Origin of the sequence: Capilliphycus salinus ALCB114379, assembly GCF_047276495.1 — a bacterium.
GTDB lineage: Bacteria > Cyanobacteriota > Cyanobacteriia > Cyanobacteriales > Microcoleaceae > Capilliphycus > Capilliphycus salinus.
Map to the genome: position 1 here is coordinate 337,227 of NZ_CP178543.1, position 19,895 is coordinate 357,121.

General features: G+C 42.4%; 16 protein-coding genes. 3 read left to right on the forward strand and 13 right to left on the reverse strand.

The window, feature by feature from the left end; all coding sequences use genetic code 11:
- Positions 1–32 precede the first annotated feature (32 nt).
- The 3 genes from ACL6C3_RS01510 to ACL6C3_RS01520 form a co-directional block, all read right to left on the reverse strand.
- The gene (locus ACL6C3_RS01510) at positions 33–1,982 is read right to left on the reverse strand and encodes an alpha-amylase family glycosyl hydrolase (RefSeq protein ID WP_413164633.1); all 1,950 of its coding nucleotides are present in this window, start codon (positions 1,980–1,982) and stop codon (positions 33–35) included.
- Positions 1,983–2,236: 254 nt separating this feature from the next.
- A complete protein-coding gene (locus tag ACL6C3_RS01515) occupies positions 2,237–2,746 on the reverse strand; it encodes a heme-binding protein (RefSeq protein ID WP_413164635.1) in 510 nt (169 codons plus the stop codon).
- A gap of 83 nt (positions 2,747–2,829) precedes the next feature.
- Positions 2,830–3,732, reverse strand: a complete 903-nt coding sequence (locus tag ACL6C3_RS01520) for a thermonuclease family protein (RefSeq protein WP_413164637.1) — start codon at positions 3,730–3,732, stop codon at positions 2,830–2,832.
- Between the two features lie 77 nt (positions 3,733–3,809).
- On the opposite strand from ACL6C3_RS01520, the gene ACL6C3_RS01525 reads away from it, so the two are divergent.
- Together ACL6C3_RS01525 and ACL6C3_RS01530 are read left to right on the forward strand one after the other, a co-directional pair.
- A complete protein-coding gene (locus tag ACL6C3_RS01525; RefSeq protein ID WP_413164638.1) occupies positions 3,810–5,012 on the forward strand; it encodes an endonuclease NucS domain-containing protein in 1,203 nt (400 codons plus the stop codon).
- A 271-nt stretch (positions 5,013–5,283) separates the two neighbouring features.
- Positions 5,284–5,517, forward strand: a complete 234-nt coding sequence (locus tag ACL6C3_RS01530) for a hypothetical protein (protein WP_413164640.1) — start codon at positions 5,284–5,286, stop codon at positions 5,515–5,517.
- Between the two features lie 71 nt (positions 5,518–5,588).
- Here ACL6C3_RS01530 and ACL6C3_RS01535 read toward each other — a convergent pair whose 3' ends face one another.
- From ACL6C3_RS01535 to acs, 3 genes are all read right to left on the reverse strand, one after another.
- Positions 5,589–6,101, reverse strand: a complete 513-nt coding sequence (locus ACL6C3_RS01535) for an SH3 domain-containing protein (protein WP_413164642.1) — start codon at positions 6,099–6,101, stop codon at positions 5,589–5,591.
- Between the two features lie 219 nt (positions 6,102–6,320).
- Positions 6,321–7,412: an ISAs1 family transposase gene (locus ACL6C3_RS01540; RefSeq protein WP_413160293.1), complete on the reverse strand. Its 1,092-nt coding sequence runs from the start codon at positions 7,410–7,412 to the stop codon at positions 6,321–6,323.
- Between the two features lie 516 nt (positions 7,413–7,928).
- Positions 7,929–9,896, reverse strand: coding sequence for an acetate--CoA ligase (gene acs, locus ACL6C3_RS01545; protein WP_413164644.1), 1,968 nt, complete (start codon positions 9,894–9,896; stop codon positions 7,929–7,931).
- 335 nt (positions 9,897–10,231) lie between these two features.
- Here acs and ACL6C3_RS01550 point away from each other — a divergent pair, with 335 nt between their 5' ends.
- Positions 10,232–10,576, forward strand: coding sequence for a DUF6717 family protein (locus tag ACL6C3_RS01550; protein WP_413164646.1), 345 nt, complete (start codon positions 10,232–10,234; stop codon positions 10,574–10,576).
- Positions 10,577–11,571: 995 nt separating this feature from the next.
- Here the strand turns inward: ACL6C3_RS01550 and ACL6C3_RS01555 are convergent.
- The 7 genes from ACL6C3_RS01555 to cydB form a co-directional block, all read right to left on the reverse strand.
- Complete coding sequence (locus ACL6C3_RS01555; RefSeq protein ID WP_413164648.1) at positions 11,572–13,068, reverse strand: GMC oxidoreductase; 1,497 nt, start codon at positions 13,066–13,068, stop codon at positions 11,572–11,574.
- A gap of 244 nt (positions 13,069–13,312) precedes the next feature.
- The gene (locus ACL6C3_RS01560) at positions 13,313–13,933 is read right to left on the reverse strand and encodes a heme-copper oxidase subunit III (protein ID WP_413164651.1); all 621 of its coding nucleotides are present in this window, start codon (positions 13,931–13,933) and stop codon (positions 13,313–13,315) included.
- Between the two features lie 187 nt (positions 13,934–14,120).
- On the reverse strand, positions 14,121–15,818 hold the full coding sequence (locus ACL6C3_RS01565) for a cytochrome c oxidase subunit I (RefSeq protein WP_413164653.1): 1,698 nt from the start codon (positions 15,816–15,818) through the stop codon (positions 14,121–14,123).
- A 240-nt stretch (positions 15,819–16,058) separates the two neighbouring features.
- Entirely contained in the window at positions 16,059–17,006 is a 948-nt protein-coding gene (locus ACL6C3_RS01570) for a cytochrome c oxidase subunit II (RefSeq protein WP_413164655.1), read from the reverse strand.
- 358 nt (positions 17,007–17,364) lie between these two features.
- Complete coding sequence (locus ACL6C3_RS01575; RefSeq protein WP_413164657.1) at positions 17,365–17,967, reverse strand: DUF2231 domain-containing protein; 603 nt, start codon at positions 17,965–17,967, stop codon at positions 17,365–17,367.
- On the reverse strand, positions 17,967–18,467 hold the full coding sequence (locus ACL6C3_RS01580) for a DUF2231 domain-containing protein (protein WP_413164659.1): 501 nt from the start codon (positions 18,465–18,467) through the stop codon (positions 17,967–17,969). The genes ACL6C3_RS01575 and ACL6C3_RS01580 overlap by 1 nt, the downstream gene beginning before the upstream one ends.
- A 413-nt stretch (positions 18,468–18,880) precedes the next feature.
- Complete coding sequence (cydB, locus tag ACL6C3_RS01585; RefSeq protein ID WP_413164662.1) at positions 18,881–19,894, reverse strand: cytochrome d ubiquinol oxidase subunit II; 1,014 nt, start codon at positions 19,892–19,894, stop codon at positions 18,881–18,883.
- Position 19,895: the final 1 nt, after the last annotated feature.

Consider the following 19,895-nt stretch of genomic DNA (forward strand, 5'->3'; position numbering starts at 1 on the left):
ATTTGTGATGTCACCCACCCTACTTTTTGTTGTTAAGATTCTCGACCGGAAGCCCATCGATCGCGCCATTTAACAATCCCTTCGCTAGCAATAACCCAACGTCGAGAAACTAAATTTTCTCGCAGGGGGGATTGTCCTTCTCGCAGCATGGCATACTTATAATTGATCAGTTTGCCCGCACTTTCATTAAAGGGAATTTCGGCAAACCAAGTGTTACTATTAATATATTCTAGAGGATAAGCTTTGCCAATATCCCAGTTTCCAAGTTCGGGACAATCTCCGATTACAACAATCGTTTCGCCGGGAAGGGTTTGCACGCCATTTAACTGGACTCGAACAATGGTTTGGGCTTTTAATCGTTCTCCGACGTGAGAAAGGACAATAATTTGTTTGGAATCTAACTGAAGATTGTGTATTTTTCCATCTACAACTTCATATTTATTGGGTGACATGACATCGGTATGTTCTCCATCGGGTAAACCGGTTTCTACCGCTTCTAAAACAACATTTTCTCCCCGGTTCATTGCCACAAAAACTCTCGAATCTCGATAACGACGGGTATAACAATAAATATCCGGGGTAATGTATTTTTGCCATTGACCTCCCATTGATACCGCAGGATTGAGTCGTCGCACTCCCGAAAGCAGTCGAATTTCACGATAAAGGGGGCTATTTTTATCCCATTTTTCCATCATCGGACGGTTGTAGGGATCGTTATTTCCGTAGGGGTTTTGATCGCCATTAGTATCATCGTGAAGATATTGTTCGCTACCGTAATAAATGCAGGGAATTCCCCGAGATGTCATAATTAATGCGATCGCCATGTGGAGATAACCGGGGTCGGGATTTAAGGTTTGAAAACGGTGCATATCGTGGTTATCAATGAAGGTAATTAATTCGGTTGCACCGTCGTAGTAATGATCTTTATCGAGTACATCTTTGACTAGGTAAAAACCACCTTCTTCACAGTTTCCTAACGCCCGTCGAATGGCTATACACAATCCAAAATCTAAGATTGACATTCCCGAATTATTTGCAAATTCCACAGAACGTCCATCATCCGGGCTAGAATAAATCCATTCTCCAAAGATAAAAATATCGGGTCGATAGGTGGTAATATCGGCGATAAATTCCTGCCAAAACCAGATCGGCATATGCTTCACGGTATCAATTCGTAAAGCATCAACGCCCCGATCTATCCATTGTTTAATCGCTGATTTAATATAGTTTCGATAGTCTGTATTGTTTTCGTTAAATGAAGCCAGTCCCGCCAATTCACAGTTTTGAACTTGCCATTCATCTTCCCAGTCTGTGACTTCGCCATAGTGATGGTACCAATGATTTTCGTCATTATGAAAATCGGCTATTTTTACCCCATCATCATAAAGGGCGCCTTTTTCTCCGGCGACATCGGGACTGCTGTGGTTGCAAACGATATCAAGAATTAGCTTCATATTTCGTTTGTCTAATTCTTCGATCAACCGATCAAATATGGTATTTTTGCCTTCTTGAGTTTGGTTGATTGAGGGGTTTTCATCCACTCCAATAAAGCGGGGATTAATCCGTTTAAAGTCTTTTGTCCAATATCCATGAACGGCTGCACTTTCAAAGAATAATCCTTCGACTTGTTCAAATAATGGCGTTAACCACAAAGACGTTACGCCTAAGTTTTTAAGATAATCTAACTGGTCAATAACCCCTTGTAAATCTCCCCCCCAATATTTTCCCCATTCTTGTTTTTCTGGATCGTAAAGTTCGGGGTTTGGGCCTTCATTATTATCGGGATCGCCATCATAAAATCGATCAACAACAATAAAATAAATGGTTTCTTGTCGAAACTCTATATCTCGGGTGTACAGAAACTCTAAATCAATATCTTGTTCGGTGGGGGATTCAACGGTTTCTTCTATTTTTTCAATGGCTTCGTCTTGGCTAATGCGATCGGGAATCGAAAGTTTTTGTGTGGGAAGTTGAGAACTCATGGTTAACAATACTTTGGATAAATTTGAGGAGAATAGGTCAACAGTCTAACAGGCTCGTCTCCTGTACCCTGGATTATGTTGTTGTGAGAATACCTGAATTGAGGATAAAAGTCAAGTCAGTTTGGGCTGATTTTAGCTATTATTAATTTAGATTAATATTATTCAAGTTTACACACAGATACTTCTCGAAATTAGCATTTTTGGAGATTTCAAAAATCTATCTGGAGAGAGATATATGAGCGGGTGTAAATTTGCTAAGATTCGGACACTTTTTTAATGGCGATTTGCACTTCGCTGTATTTGAGTGATTCCGGTGTCATGGGTGAATTATAAAACAACCGTCGGGGGGAATCAACGGCTTGATATTCCGGATGTTGCTGCAACCAATTCTGAAGTTTTTGAAGATGGGTTTCGTAGCTTTCCCAAGTATAGGCCCCTTGAATTCCAATGCTAACCACCATCATTTCTTGAGTATCAACAACTTGAACATCGGGTTGAACTTGTTGGGGAGAAATATTGGGACTTGAATATAAAAACGAAACATCCGCCCGAGAAGCGTCTTGATAACGGGCTTCTACGGGTGTGGTCATGGCTATATTATTACTGCTAATATGCTGAAATAACGGATTAAATGCGGCTTTTGTCGCTTGAGTTAAATCTCCGCTATGAGAATAAGTTACCCCTCGATAAGCCGGATAATATTTAATTTCAATGACTCCGGCTTGAGTGGGTTCGGGAAATCCTTCTGGTAAAGAAGTTGGCATGGCTTACACTCTATTTTAAGGTATCATACTAATAGTTTAACCGGTTTAATTATCTTTTGCTCGGCTTTGCCAAGCCTCTCCTTTTAAGGGGGAAAAGTTGGACAAAAATCGGAGATTTGTTTGAGATCCGTTAAGGTAATCTCGGGTTTGTCGCGATACATCACGGCTTTTCCACTCACATAAACGTAGCCCCGTCCTAAACCTGCATATCGTTTTTGAATCAATTGAACGATGGGTGCATTTTTATCATTTTTCGCCTCGGGAATCCACAATTTTAAGATATGATCTTTTGAACCGGTATGAATTAACGCCCCGCTTCCTATCCATTTGGTGACGCCATCTTGCAAATCACAAAAGATAGTAATCCATTCTTCTTCTGCGGCTGCGGCGAGAATTTTCGGATAATCTAAACGCACCGAAAGCACTCCCGCCCTTATTCCATTTTGTCGATAATCTTGAATAATGGAGTCTCGCAGCGTCCACCAAGACATCAATAATTCGTAGTTGCGAAAGGCACCATTTTGGTTCGTGTGCGGGTCCCAAATAATTCGATGATACGCTTGGGCTTCGGCTTCGGCTTGCATCATTTGTTGATGATAAAAAATCGAACGCCCATATTTAATAAAGTAGGGACTCCAACCTTCTCGAATTAACCAAGTATTGTAGTTTTCTCCCTCTTTATAGACATAGCAAATAATTCGCCCATGAGTATCTCGATATTTTTCTAAGCAGACTTCTAAGGGTTCATCCCCATCAAATTCTACATCGACTTGAGTGAGTTCACCCTGAGAATTTGTAAAGTATTGAATTGCCATTTCAGACGCCGCTATTCCTGCATTGGTAACGGGTTTTGTTCCACAGGGAAAAGATTCTTCGGTGTCCACACAATGCAACCTCAAAAATTCCCGTTGACCATTCAACATTACTTTGAGAGTATCTCCATCAACAACTCTCGTAACTTGTACGTTTTTAATCCAAGTTCCCACTTTTCTTTAAATAAATATTTTTGAGCTAGAAGTGATGGATATGATATCATAATTATAATCAGAATCCCGTTATAGAAATGCAAAGTTTTGTCACTTTAAGGAAAACTGGCTCATCTTGGGAATTTGAGAGTGAGGAAGCGCTAGAAGATTTTCTCTTTTCTCATCTCGATCAAATACTGGGTTGGACGGTTATCCAACGTCAATATATTGTTAACGGTCAACGTTGTGATCTTTTGGCTACAGACAAAACGGGACGGTTGGTGGTAATCGAGTTAAAAAATGTTGAAGATAGAGGCATTGTTCAGCAGCTTACTCGATATTACCATGCTTTGTTGGAAGAAAAGCCGTTTCGCGATCGCATTGATTATGACAAACCTGTGAACTTAGTCGCCATTGCACCCAGTTTTCACCGGGATAGTTTAATTGATCGCCAATATCATCAACTTGAATTTGAGTTTTTTCAGTTTTCTATTGTTGAAGAGGATAACAAGTTTTACCTGGTCTTGAAAGATATTGATAGGGAAATCACTTCACAACTACAAATTTTTTATGAGGATGCGAGAGAAAGTAATCTTCCGAGTCCACCTCAAAAGCTTCTGAAGTTTATTGCGGATTTTGAACCGAGTCAAAAAGAGACGATTTTGAGAATAAGAGAGAAGATTCTTAGTTTTGATTCTCGAATACAAGAAGTTGCAAGTGCAGGAAGTATCAAATATGGAAATGGTACGACAGCAAGTAGTAAATATTCTGCCGAGTTTATTTTAGATAAAAAGTATTCTCTGGTATTGTTTTTGTGGATACCGTTTAAAGGTGGTGAAAGTAGTCGTATTGGACGGGCGAGAATTTGGACTGATTGGAATGAAAAAGCGTTAATTGAGGGTTATGTTACCAGTGGGATAGGAACGGAGATTAATAAACAGAAAAGATTGATCGAAAATTTACATGAAAAATTTAAAATTCAGTATTATAGTCAAGGTGAGAATTATTCTAAACCATATAGGAGAATGGACAAATACATGAAGATGGATTACAGACGTCATGGTGTTTTTTTGAAAGTAGATCTACAACTTCAAGATAAATATTTTAAGGAGAAAGACAGAATTTTAAAAGAAATTAACAATAGAAGACCTATTACTTATGAAGAAATGCAATTTATTGATTTTCATAAAGAGTGGTTTGAAGAAAGCACAGGTATCTCTGTTACAGTTGAACCTTCACCTTATAAAAATTTAGACTCCTTAATTGACTTAGCCTTAGACAAATGGCTAGAACGAGTTTAAAGTCCATGTGCGATCACATAATTTATTCAATATTTTTCCGATCTAATTTATGGGTTTTGATAATAATAAGAGAGGGCGCATTGCCATGCGCCCCTACATAGAAAAATGGCGGGAATGGGTTTAAATTCAATGTGCGGTCGCATAATTTATTTAACGTTTTTCTGATATGATTTACAGGTGTTGATCACAAGAAGATAGGCCGCAAGCAATATCACCCCGACGTTTTTTTTGTTTTACGGTATTATAGAATTAAGGATTAGGAGTTAAAAATATGGATTGGCAGGAATTACGGAAAGAAGCCTATAACTTACCCGTCTATGAACGTCTGTTATTGGTTGAAGCCATTATTCGTTCGCTTTCTAATGAACTTCGACCTAAAGAACCCATACCTGATGAAGTTTGGGAACGTTTGCGAGGAGGACTCAAAACGGATAAACCTTCACCGGAAGATGAAGATATAGAAGCAATGAAGTACGAAAGACTCTCGGAGAAATATCTAAAATGAGAGTCTTGCTAGATACAAATATTATACTGGATCACTTGAATGATAGATGAGCAAGAACAATAGCAATTCTTTCATCTGGGTCCGACAAAAGTTCCATCGGGGTTACAAGAGGGATCGGCAACTAACGGAGCATATATATATCCTACCGTACCGCTACCATCTTCTAAACGAACTTTTAACCATTGGTTTCTGTTTCCTTCTATAAAAGTCAAAGGAGTTCCATTGCGAACTTGACGAATAACAGATCCATTGGGAGACTCTCGCAAATTCACATAAGTATCTTCTAAGTCCATCGCATAAAGTTTTGTACTTCGCCACAATAATTCTTTTTTCATAAACCCGGTGATACTATTAAAGCGACTATCAAAACTCACTTTATACCAGCCACTTTGTTCGCCCGTTACAGACGTTTTAGACCCGTTAGGAATTCCCCGAATAATATTACCATTCGGTGCGGTTCTCACGTTAACAAAAGTATCATTCGGATCGTAAATCACATAAATATTACATTGTTGTTGACCGAAAGCGGGAATAGCAGTTAAATTCGCCATCAAAACAAGAGGAATAAATTTAAAAAGTTTCATGGTATTTTTTAGAAATCAAGTGATTTTGACCTCTCGATCCCCCTTAAAAAGGGGGGTGCCGCAGGCGGGGGGATCAGGAGGTTGGTGGGGGTTATATACCTCTCAATCCCCCCTGCCCCCCTTAAAAAGGGGGGTGCCGCAGGCGGGGGGATCAGGAGGTTGGTGGGGGTTATATACCTCTCAATCCCCCCTGCCCCCCTTAAAAAGGGCAGGGCCGTTTCATTCTAACAAAATCCAAAGCCTAGACCACCTGTTATTAAGCCATCTTTGACCCTCTGTAATTGACACAAAGCCTAAAAGTCTAAAAAGATTAATTGCAATAGTTTGAAGAATCGATAAATTCGTTCGTGCTTGAAAGTGAGCTATAGAAGAATCATCTTCTTTGAAGATCACATCCTTGACCCAATGCAAGCGATTTTCAATTTGCCAATGACCTTTTATTTTTTCAGAAAAATAATCGGCTTTTTCCCAAACGCTACTGATGTAGTAAGCGACTTGATGATAGTCCTTTTTACCTCTTTTACCCCATCTTTCAACTCGGATTAAGCTTTTAATTTCATACCAACTAGATTTCAGGGAATCTATACTCTTGAAGACAGCTACTTGGCGTTGAATTTGGCGACCATGACTTTTATCTTGCTCTATCTTGATACTCAAAGGCTCTTGATTGTGGGCGACAGACTCTAGAGCTTGATACAATTTTTTTTGATTCTTTTTGACGGTGATTAAGTAGTGATTTTTTGATTCAATAATTTTTTTAACGGTTTGCTTTTGGCAGTGCAAAGCATCCAGAGTAAATACTTGATTCTTCAGGGGAAAATCTTCGATGATTTCTTGGACTTGCTTAATTTCTGAACAGCGTTTGTTCTCAAAGCAATTTAATCCCAATACAACTTGATATTCTTGACTGTACAAGGAAACAAATGAAACAAAGTTTTGATGAGAGTTGCCAAAATTGTCTACAGTGCTGCCTAAGCTTTTGCCATCAATACAGACCCAATCCCTCAAATCATCAGATTCACATAGACTACTAGACCATTGATTAAAAATGTCCTGAAGATTTGACCAGTCTACTCCCATCAGAACTCGTCTTATGGTTGATGAAGATGGAACTTTTGGGGATGAAATCTTAAATTTTTTAACAATTAGCTGTTGATTGGCTTTGGCAAAATCTCCCATCGCTCTATACCCTAAGTATCCCTGCATCGCTGCCAAAATTACTATCAATAGCACCAACCATAATGGATGCCTTCTGCCCTGGCGGCGGCGAAAGTCCTTGACTTTTTTAAGTTCTTTAATTAGACTATCCATAGATAAAATTTAAGAAAAAACTGGCGATTGCTATCATTTTACATCCGGCGCGATCGCCAGTTTTATTGTTCAATTCCCGCCTTTAAGAATCAGAGTGGAACAAGCCGTTTGAGTCAGGCGATCGCTATGTTTTTCTAAGATTTTAGGTGTTCTGAAGAAAAAAGGGGTGAAACTGCTTCCAATTTTAGCTCCTCGCGATCGCAAAATTTTAGAATGAAACAGCCCTGCCTTAAAAAGGGGGGTGCCGCAGGCGGGGGGATCAGGAGGTTGGTGGGGGTTATATACCTCTCAATCCCCCCTGCCCCCCTTAAAAAGGGGGGTGCCGCAGGCGGGGGAATCAGGAGGTTGGTGGGGGTTATATACCTCTCAATCCCCCTGCCCCCCTTAAAAAGGGGGGTGCCGCAGGCGGGGGGATCAGGAGGTTGGTGGGGGTTATATACCTCTCAATCCCCCTGCCCCCCTTAAAAAGGGGGGTGCCGCAGGCGGGGGGATCAGGAGGTTGGTGGGGGTTAAACTTTACGCACCGCCCCGCAATTTTTCTAACACGCTGCGATCTTGTAAAGTAGAAGTATCGCCACTAATTTCTTGACCGGCTGCCAAATTTCGCAACAGACGCCGCATAATTTTACCCGATCGCGTTTTCGGTAAATCATCAGTAAACCGAATTTCACCGGGACGGGCGATCGCCCCAATTTCATTAACAACGTGTTGCTTCAATTCCTTTTCTAACGCCTCAGTGGGTTGATTTTCCCCTTCTAAGGTCACAAAAGCAACAATTTCTTCGCCTTTGACCTCATCCGGCTTCCCAACCACTGCGGCTTCGGCAACCATCGGATGAGAAACCAGCGCCGACTCAATTTCCATCGTACCCAAACGGTGGCCGGAAACATTAATCACATCGTCAACCCGACCCATCACCCAAAAATAGCCGTCCTCGTCTTGGTGGGCGCCATCTCCGGCAAAATAGATGTATTCGCCGTTTGCGGGTCGTAGATGTTCCCAATAGGTGCGTCGGAAGCGATCGGGATCTTTATACACCGTCCGCATCATTCCCGGCCAGGGATGCTTAACGACCAAATATCCCCCGCTTTGGTTGGTTACAGGTTCGCCGTCCGCATCGACCACATCGGCTATAATTCCAGGAAAGGGTAACGTTGCCGAACCCGGTTTGGTTGGTGTCGCCCCCGGTAACGGCGTGATCATAAACCCGCCCGTCTCGGTTTGCCACCAGGTATCGACGATCGGACAGCGATTACCGCCAATTACCCGATGATACCAGATCCAAGCTTCCGGGTTAATCGGTTCGCCGACGGTTCCCAACAGTCGCAGCGATGACAGGTCTCGGGCGTTGGGATGGTGTTCGCCCATCTTCATTAAAGCGCGAATGGCGGTTGGAGCGGTGTAGAATATATTCACGCCGTATTTTTCGACCACATCCCACAAACAACCGGGGTTGGACGGACGAGGAACGCCTTCGTACATTAATGTTGTTGCCCCGTTGGATAGCGGCCCGTAAACAATATAACTGTGTCCGGTGATCCAGCCCACATCGGCGGTACACCAATAGACATCGGTTTCTTGCAAGTCAAACGCCCATTTTAGGGTAATATGACTGTAGAGGTTATAACCGCCTGTGGTGTGAACGACGCCCTTGGGTTTGCCGGTGGTGCCGCTGGTGTAGAGGATGAATAGCATATCTTCGCTATCCATCGGTTCTGCGGGACATTTGCCGGAAGCGCCCTGTTGAAGATCGTGCCACCAGTGATCGCGTCCGGGTTCCATGTGGATATCTTGGGCGGTGCGTTTGACGACTAAAACGTTATCGACGCTGGATGCACCGGCTTGTAAGGCTTTATCGACCTGTTCTTTTAAGGGGACAATGGCATCTTTTCGCCATCCTCCGTCTGCGGTAATGACAAGTTTGGCTTCGGCGTCTTCTAAACGATCTTTTAACGCTTCTGCACTAAACCCGCCAAAGACAACGGTATGGGGGGCGCCAATTCTCGCGCAAGCCAACATCGCGATCGCCGCTTCCGGTATCATGGGCATATAGATTCCCACGCGATCGCCTTTTTGAACCCCCAACTGTTTGATCACGTTCGCCATCTGACAAACTTCGCGATGCAGTTCCGCATAGGTCAAAGTTCGAGAGTCTCCCGGTTCGCCTTCCCAAATTAAAGCGGCTTTGTTGCGGCGCCAGGTCGTTAAATGGCGATCGAGGCAGTTGTAGGATATGTTGATCTTACCCCCGACAAACCATTTTGCAAAGGGGGGTTGCCAGTCCAGGACTTGATGCCATTTTTCAAACCAGTGTAGCTCTTTTTCGGCGAGTTCTGCCCAAAATCCTTCGGGGTCGGCTTGGGCTTTTTCATAGAGTTGTTTATACTCGTCTAAGCTTTTAATGTGGGCATTTTGGGAAAATTCCGCCGGGGGATGAAAGAGGCGTTTTTCCTGTAATATCGATTCAATCGTGGGTTGTGACATTTTAAATAACTGTAACTCTGGTTACGGTTCCTATTCTATTGTCTGCCCAGAGGGGTACAAATGACGCGATCGCTTTATAATTTTCTAAAGATCGGGTGTCAGAAACCGGGTTTCTTGCTGGTGCTATCAGTTGTAGCCGATATTTTTAGTTGAGAAACCGGGTTTCTCAAATGCTATTGTTTTGGGGTTTGATGCTCCTTACAAACGAAAGTATACCGATTTTGCGGTAGAATAACTGGAGGGGCATAATTATCGTTGCAGTTAAGAAAGTTTGTGGTCTTAGTCCTTATTTTTTGCGCGTGCATCGCAACGACGGCTAACATATGAACAATTCAATGCTGGTCATTTACCCCTATCGCTATCAACAAACCTGGGTGTTTGATGATGAGACAGTCGGACTGGTACGGGAACCTTTTGTTAGTGGAGTACCGGAAATGATTGATCAATTGGTTGAAAATATTCCCAATGCCGAATTTGGTTTTCGATTATTATTTTCAGCCAACCCGTTTCCCGGATATCAAGCGGAGTTGTTGTGGTTGCGAGAAGAATATGGGGGAAATTGGTATTTTTGGCAGGAAACCGCTCAAGAAGGGTGGTTATGTCCGGCATTGTTTCAATATTCTAGTGTAGCGCCTCATAAGATTTATTGTAAAGCCGAAGGGTTCAATCGTTCCGAATAAAAAAACATTCTACCCGGGTTTAAATTGGGTAGAATGAGGGGTGATAATCAAGATATTTTGCAAAATAGTGACAGCCACAATGAAAAAGTTTCTAAATTAAAAACGATTCCATAATTGTTCCTGTTTTGAAGAAATCGGCTGTTGTTTAAGAGGTGTAAACGTTCTATATACGATTTTTTTTGATTTGGCTTGTAAGATGAATTTAACTTGTTTTAAGATTTCATTGACAATTGCGAAAACTAAGATGCCGACCAGAACTAGAGCAACAGCTACCATATAAATGAATGTAACTGTAACCAGGTAGATGTGTTTGAAGATACTTTTAAAATTCACCAGTTTTTCCTTAACGAAGGGTTAGCGTCCATTCTAAATGCTCCAGAAGTTGTGATAGTTTCCCCCCCTGCATAAAGTTTAACCTTATAGCAAGGCAAAACTCAGTGAAGATATACAAAGTTAATACTAAAAATGTTAAACGAGGTCGAAGAAGTGCAGCAACACATTCCGGACAACTTTACAAAAGCTTTACAATTATAGCATCCTCAACCTGTTTCATCTTTACATAAAGGGGGTGTAGGTAAAGCAATCAAGAAAATTTGGTATCGGCTTCAAGCGCTTTAGGAGAGGATTTGGTGGTCGGTTTGGGTTGGTTTTGCTTACACGATGAAAGGAGAAAAGTCAATGGAACCCCAATCCTAACACTAGAGGTTTATTATACGAGGACAATTCAATTGAAATTGTTAAGTATTTGACAAAATTTTATCTCGGTTTGCTTTTTTTTTAGAATTGAACCCGTATTCGCAGCAGCAAAAGCCAGTTAACCTAAAATAAAGGGCGGTTCAGCAATACTAATTTTGGGAGGGATATAGGATACGGATTGATACACATTTCGAGAATTCTTTAAATATCATTAAAATAGGGTAAGCGCTGCCTACCCTAGTGATAACTTGTAATATCCAAGCGATAAACAAGTAATTTGCGATCGCCAAAATTCAGCTTTAATGGAGTAAACTGATGAGATGATCTCCGACCCGTAACGCATTAGCAATCACGGTTAAAGCGGGCATAACCCCGGAACTCGACGGGAAGAAACTGCTATCAACCACATACAAATTTTGAACATCGTGGGCGCGACAATTAACATCCAAAACCGAAGTATTCGGGTCTTCCCCAAAGCGACAAGTTCCCGACTGAATTGCCACAACTTGAACCGGAACTTCACCCCGAGGATAAACACTAGCCCGTTGTTTATCAATCGATTTTAACACATCCAACCATTTATAAACCAACCGGTCGTGAGCCTCAACATTATTGGGAGTGTAATCGAGATAAATCTTATTATCCGACACCCGCACTCTATTATTTGTATCCGGTAAAGTCTCCGTTTGCGCCCACCAACCAATCGAACGCATCGCCAATTGTTTCAATCCAAATTGCGGCATTGTTTTCGCCAAAACCGAAAAAATCGGGGGAGATTCGGCAAAAATAACATCCTGCAAAAGTCCGCCCGTATTTTGAATATGACCCATCGGATAGGCGTAATTCTCATCACCCCAATAGAAATCATTTACACTAACAGACCGGGAAAACTTACCGGAATTAGAGGCAATATCCAATTGAACAATTGCCGTCATTTGTTGTTTCATTAAATTGCGCCCAACCTGACCGGAACGGTTGGCGAGTCCGTCGGGATGTTTTTCATTGGCGGACTGCAATAATATCACCGCCGAATTAATCGCGCCGCAAGCTAAAACAACAATATCAGCAAACATCAAAAAAGATTGTCCGTTAATTTCCGCTTCCACCGCTTTAACTTCCGTTCCGGTAGAATTGGTATGCAAACAAAGCACCTTAGCAGATGTTTTTAAAGAGACATTGGGATGTTTTAGCGCCGGATTAATTCCGTAAATTTCAGAATCACTGGTCGGGTCATCATCTTGGCGCGTCCATCCCATCGGTAAAGAAGTCGGATGCAAACCTTTTTCTGCTATTGCATCAACAACTTTTTGAATACAAGGTTCGTGATTAAAAGGCGGATAAGGATATTCTGCACTGCGAGAGGGTTCGGTGGGGTCTTCACCGGCTAAACCGTGAACCTGATAAAGCTTTTCTGCTTCTGCATAATAAGGTTCAAAATCCTTGTATTTGACCGACCATTCGGGAGAAACACCATCTTGATGTTCAACCTTTTCAAAATCCCGTTCGCGCATTCGTTGTAAAGTGGCACCGTAAATTTTAGTATTGCCACCCACCGCATAGTTATTGAGGGGTGAAAAAGACTCACCATGCGGGTCATACCAGCGCTCAGGCGAACGATAGCGTTCTTTTTTGAAAATATCAACCTCAGCCCTGTTTTGATCCTTTAGCTCCATAAAGTCGCCCCGTTCAAGGAGCAGAATTTTCTTTCCGGTCGGTGCAAGTTTTTGGGCAAGTGTACCGCCACCCGCACCGGTACCAATGATAATAATGTCGTAGTGTTGGTCGTCGATAATCATAGCAGTAATTAGAACAGAAGTTCAGGAGTTCAGAAGTAAGCGCATTCGCGCTCGTTTCGCGTACAGAAGTTCAGAAATTAGGGAACAGGGAACAGGAAATTGTTTTGTAGGGGCGGGTTCCCCGTTGATATATGTTACTTACTAACAACCTTTATGAACCCGCCCCCTCGCAGTCACCAGTTCCGAGTTTTTTTCTGACTTTTAACTGTTGACTTTTGCCTCTTGCCTATTCCCTATTGCCTTTTTATTGCCAGATGTAGATAAGGATAAATAAGACAATCCAAATCACATCAACAAAGTGCCAAAATAAGGAAGTTGCTTCAAAACCGAAGTGACCTTTATCGTAGTTACCGGGAATGAAAGACCGTCCTAACATAATCCCTTGTAACAAAACACCGGTTAAAACGTGTAAGCCGTGAAAACCGGTTAACAGGTAAAACATTCCGCCATAAACACCACTGGTAAAGCCAAATTCTAAGGCGCTCCATTCAATCGCTTGTCCGGCTAAAAAGTAACTTCCCATCGCCATTGTTGCGGCGAGAAACAGGCGAAAGAAAGTTAAATTGTGGCGTTTGAGGGCGAGTTCGGCAAAGTAAATGACAAAACTGCTGGAAACCAGAATCACCGTATTAATTGCGGGTTCTCGAACTTCCAACCCTTCAACTCCGGGAGGAAGCCAGTTAACCGCAGTGGTTTTGTAGGCGATATAAGCCGCAAAGAAACTGATGAAAATTACACTTTCCGACAGCAGAAATATCACAAAGCCAAACATACTGTTGGCTTCTTCGTCGTGAACGTGTTCGCTAACGGCTTCGTGTAAATATTCTTCGATTTGTTCTGAAGTTAAAGAACTATTTGTGGTCATCTTTCTTCCTCGGTAGGGGTTGGTGGGATACACCTTTGTTATGGCGTCATTATTGTTTGTAGGGGCGTATGGCATACGCCCAAACCCGTTCAGTCAAACATACACAAATTGAGTTGAGTTTAGGGCGGGTTTATGTAAGCTATTTCTGAGAAACATATATTTTTCACAGAACCCGCCCCTACATTATTTAATGTTCAACGGGTTTCGATGCCGGGTGAGGTAATTTAACGTTGGGGTCATTGGCGGTTAAAGGTTCGGTTTTTCCATAACCGTAGGGTTCACTAATCACCACCGGAATTGACTCAAAATTTTCAACCGGAGGCGGAGAAGGTACCAACCATTCTAACCCTATCGCCCGCCAAGGATTAGCAGGAGCGGGTTTACCATGACTCCAAGAACTGACCATGTTAAGAATAAACGGTAGCGTTGACATTCCCAACAAAAATGCCCCCAAACTAGCTACAACATTCCAAAATGTAAACTCTGGGTCGTAGGAAGCAACCCGACGCAACATTCCATTTAATCCTAACGGGTGCATCGGTAAAAAGTTGAGGTTTGTACCAATAAACGTTAACCAAAAATGCAACTGACCCAACCCTTCGTAATACATACGCCCGGTCATTTTCGGGAACCAGTGATAGATGCCAGCGTACAGCCCCATCGTTACGGTACCGTAGAGAACATAATGAAAATGTCCAACAACGAAGTAAGTATTGTTCACGTGAATATCAACAGGAACCGATGACAACATAATTCCTGTAATTCCCGCAAACACAAACAAAACTAACGCACCCAAAGCAAACAACATCGGCGTATTTAAACGCAATTTACCGCCCCAAATTGTTGCCACCCAAGCAAACACTTTAATTCCCGTCGGAACAGAAACACACATGGTTGATAACATAAAAATCAACCGCATCCAGCCAGGAGTTCCACTGGCATACATATGATGCACCCAAACCAAACCGCTAACTCCGGCAATAATCATCGAAGAAATTGCAACGACTTTATAACCGAATAACGGCTTGCGAGAATAAACGGGAAAAATCTCCGAAAAAATACCAAAAATCGGCAGAATAATCACATAAACCGCCGGGTGAGAATAGAACCAAAACAGGTGTTGAAAGATAATCGGATTTCCGCCATCAGCGGGGTCAAAAAAGCTGGTTCCAACGGTGACATCAAACAACAACATTACCGCCCCTGCGGTTAAAGCAGGTAGTCCAAAAAGCTGAATAATTTGTGCAGCCCAAACCGTCCAAACATAGGCAGGCATCCGAAAATAAGTCATTCCCGGTGCCCGCATTTTCACAATCGTTGTGACAATATTAAGGGCGCCCATAATCGAAGAAACCCCGGAAATCGCCACCGCTAAAATCCAAACGGATTGACCGTTTATCCAAAATCCCAAAGGAACTTGAGTGCTAGCGGGAGGATAAGACCACCAACCGGACTGGGCAGAACCCGAAGGGAGGAAAAAACTCGCCATCGTTAACACACCGACAACGGGAATCATCCAAAATGCCGCCGCATTTAACCGGGGAAACGCCATATCTCGCGCCCCAATCATCAACGGAACGAGATAATTTGCCATTCCCGCCAAAGCCGGAAACGTCCACAAAAATAGCATCACGGTGCCGTGCATTGTGAACATTCCGTTATAGAAAGTTCGTTCGATTAAATCGGATTCCGGGGTCATTAATTCTCCCCGAATAATCATGGCAAAGATGCCACCAATTAAAAAGAAGAAAAACGACGTGACCAAGTATTGAATGCCAATAACTTTATGGTCGGTACTAAAGCTAAAGTACGTTTTCCAAGTTGTTACCGTTTCCGCGTGTGAATGACTCACAGCAGGTTTATTTTCTAGGGGAGTGCTACTCATTGATGAAATTTCCTAATGTTTATTCTCAGGAGTTCAGGAGTTCAGGAGTTCAGGAGTTCAGGAGTTAGAAGATGCGTAGGGGCGGGTTCCGAATGAATCTATGCTTCCCAGCAATAACTGATATAAACCCGCCCCGAAGTCAGAAGTCAGAAGCCACTAATAACTGATAATTCTAAAAACTGGTGACTGGTGACTGTAAACCTTTTGCCTGTTGCCTCTGTTGCCTTTTGCCTATTGCCTCTATTTGTGATAATTAACAACCGGAGGTTGAGCCGGTTTAACAGTTGGCCAGCCTAATTTAATGGTTTCGTGCTGTTCTTCGGCGTATTCGGCTGCTGCTTGGTTGGGCGCCGCCGTCGGGGTTTGAGTTGCCGCATTTGCCAACCATTCCTGATAGTTTTTGGGAGATTCTACAACCACATCCGCTATCATTGTCGCGAAATAAGTTCCGCTAAATTGAGAGTCGGTGAGTTGATAAGTTCCCTCGCGAATCGGCGTAAATTCAAAGTTGATGTTTTCGCCTGGGATAATATCTTGTTTGAGACGAAAAGCGGGAATATAAAACCCGTGCAGAACATCTTCGGATTTTAACGCCAATCGAATTCGTTTATTTGTTGGCAGATGAAGTTCGGTACTGGTAACATTTTGTTCGGGATAACGAAACACCCAAGCCCACTGTTTACCAATCACTTCGATATCTTCTGTGGGTTCTCCCATCGAGGCGATAGATTCTGCTGCATAAGCGGGTTGCATTCCCATCTGAATATGATGCAAATGAACCACTTCCATCGGCCCTTTGATTGCCATTTTCTGATAGACTTGATAACTGTATCCAGCAATCCAAAATACCAATAAAATCGGTATCGCCGTCCAAATCACTTCTAACATGACATTCCCTTCAATATGGGGGCCGTCACTCATGTCATATTTAGCCGCACGATGGAAAATAACCGAATAGGTTAACGTTCCCGTTACTCCCAAAAAGATAAACGCGCCCAACGTGACCAAAAAGCTAAATAAATCATCAATTAAGATAGATTCCGCCGCCGCCTGTGGGGGTAGCCAGGAATAGGAAAGTTTTCCAATTCCAATACTAACGACAGCCAAAACAATCGCTATTGTTGTTAGGATTAACCATTTTCGGTATTGTTTTTGAGGGGTTGACCCTCCCGTTAATTCACCAGACATAAGAAAAAACCTCTTTTACAGTAATCAGTAATCAGTAATCAGTCACCAGTTTTTTCAGTTTTCAGTTCACTGTTAGGGCGAGTTCTGTAGGGGCGGGTTCTGTAGGGGCGGGTTCGAGTTAAGTTGTAATTCCCAGGAAAAATTCTTATAAACCCGCCCCATCTTTAATTCCCAGAAAAAATTATTGTAAACCCGCCCCATCTTTAATTCTCACAAACAAGAATTATAAACCCGCCCCATCCCCACAATTCAACCCAAAAATTAGCCAACAGGCGGGTTTTTCAAGGTGATTTGTGAGAAACATACATTTGTTCGGAGGCGCGCCCCTACACTTTTCCCTGTTCCCTAATGACCAAATTTATCTCAAGACAATATTGGGATTTTCACCCATTCTTAATAATTGGTCGGCGGTGTTGTGAATTCCGAATTCTGCGGCGAGTTGGGCACCGAGTGTGCCGTGAACAAACATGATAAATAAAATCGCCATGCCTGCCATTAGATAACTCCACTGCACTTGGCGGGTTCTATCTTTTCGCCAAGAAAACCGTTGAAATGCTCTCCAAATTGTCATTCCAATCATTAGCGAAAACAGGAATACACCGCCGACTCCATGCCAAAGCATGGTTTCCATTGCTTCCATTCCCCAAGCGCTTTTAACGTTTGTGTAGGGGTTCGCCAACATAATTTCATAAAAACCCGCAGCGACGGTAAACACGGTAATAATTGCCGACGCCAACATATTGTACCAACCCACATCAAAAAAGTTGGCACGGGCTGCCGGAATCGCAAAAAATTTGAAGACGTGTTTTTCAAAGGGAAATAACACCCCAATAAAATCAAAAGCGATCGCCAGAATAAACAAACCCAAGGTAAGATGAACTAAGTTGGGATGAATGGGAATCGCATAGGGTAAGCCGTTCGCCCCGAGCGACTGTAATTGGTTCATCAGTTCAGCATCCATTACAGAATACCCTCCTTAATAGCTTCAACGACGGGAACGGTGTGCAGTCCGTAGACCCAAACCAGTTCATCGCCGAGATAAACCTGAAAGCCGACTAATACACATAGCGACAGTCCGACAGCCAGATAAGATATTGGTAATTTTTGGGGATTTTTTAGACGAATAACATACCGCCAGCCCGTAATTGCGGCGAGAATTCCCGCCAACGACCAGCCAATTAATGTATGTAAATTTAGAGTTTGTTCGACGGCGTTATAGGGTAAGGCCAGCCCCGCTTCCGCCTGACCAAAAATAATGGCGATAAAGATGGAAATTGTAGCGAAAACCAGATTCCACCAACTCACCTCGTAGAGGCGGGTATTGCGCGTGAAATAGCCAATCACATCGCACAAAACCGCAAACAATACCATTGCAATCACAAAATGCACGACGATGGGGTGCATCGTGTCGGGATAGGGTAAATTGTGATCGTTCAATGGGGGAAGTAGAGACTCGAACATGGAATTCTCCTCGGCATACCTACTCAACCTCGGTCACACCTCACAAGTAAAGGCTTGCAATAATGTATCGAGACACAACTTAATGTTGAACATTCCTCTTACAAATTTTTAATGATTATCTACAGTTTTGACAGTATCAAGATTAACATTCTGAAAAGATTGACAAACCGTCAAAGTTTACCGATAAAAATTTGTAAATTGTAGCCGATTAAACAGAATTTTGAGCCGGAAAGTTTCACCCTAATTTAATATTTTTTTCGGGATCTAGAAGAAACTGGTTTTCCCATTTTACCGCAAAATTTTTTTCTTTCCTCAAATAAAATTTAACCCGATCATTCTTAATTTTTTCTTCAAAAGTAAAATACCAAAAACCCGGTTTCTGTGAGAAACCGGGTTTTTAAAATCTCAAAAAACTATTCGCCGTAATGGGGGTTTGTGACCTTTCCTCGAAACACAAAATACTGGTAAATATTGTAAAACAACATCACCGGAATTAAAGCGCCGATAAAAATCAGCATAAACACCAACGAACTCGGGTCAGCCGCCGCCTCATAAATCGTGATTTGAGTGGGGATAATATAAGGAAATACCACCAAACCCAATCCAAAAAATGTGAGAACAAACAGCAAAATAGTCCAAATAAACGGCGTTCTTTCCGCTTCATTGTTCAGACTGCGAATTAACTGCCAAATCAATAGCACAGCCAACACCGGAATCACGGCAAAAAGATAAACCATCGGCTTAGAAAACAACCGTTCTCGGGCAAAAATAGAGAAAATCGGAGTGCCAATGGTAATAATCACCGCGCCAATTAAAGTTGTCACGGCTGCCAATTTAGCGGTTGCATAATGGGTTTTTTGCAGTTCTCCTTCTGTCTTCCAAATCAGATAGGTTGAACCAATCAAAACATATCCTTGAATTAACGTTAACGCCACTAACATCGTTTGCCAGGTTAACCAATCAAAATGACCGCCAATAAAATGACCCGCCGCATCAACTTTTATCCCTTTTAACACCCCTCCCAGGGCAAATCCTTGACCCAAAGCGGCGAGAAAACTTCCTACTCCAAAAGACACATTCCAGATAAACTTATTACGGGCTTGTTCGCGAAACTCAAACGCCACACCCCGAAAAACAAACCCAAAAATCATCATAAAAATCGGGATATACAACGCACTCAAAATCGTCGCATAAGCCAACGGAAACGCCCCAAATAACGCCCCACCCATCAAAACCAACCAAGTCTCATTCGCGTCCCAAATATTACTCAAACTGGTCATTAAAATCCCGCGACGTTCTTCGGTTGATGAGGTCAAAGACAAAATTCCGACGCCTAAATCAAAGCCATCTAACATCACATAAAGCAATAGAAACAGGGCTAAAATTCCAAACCAAACTTGAGGCAAGAAATACGTTAAAGTGTTCATG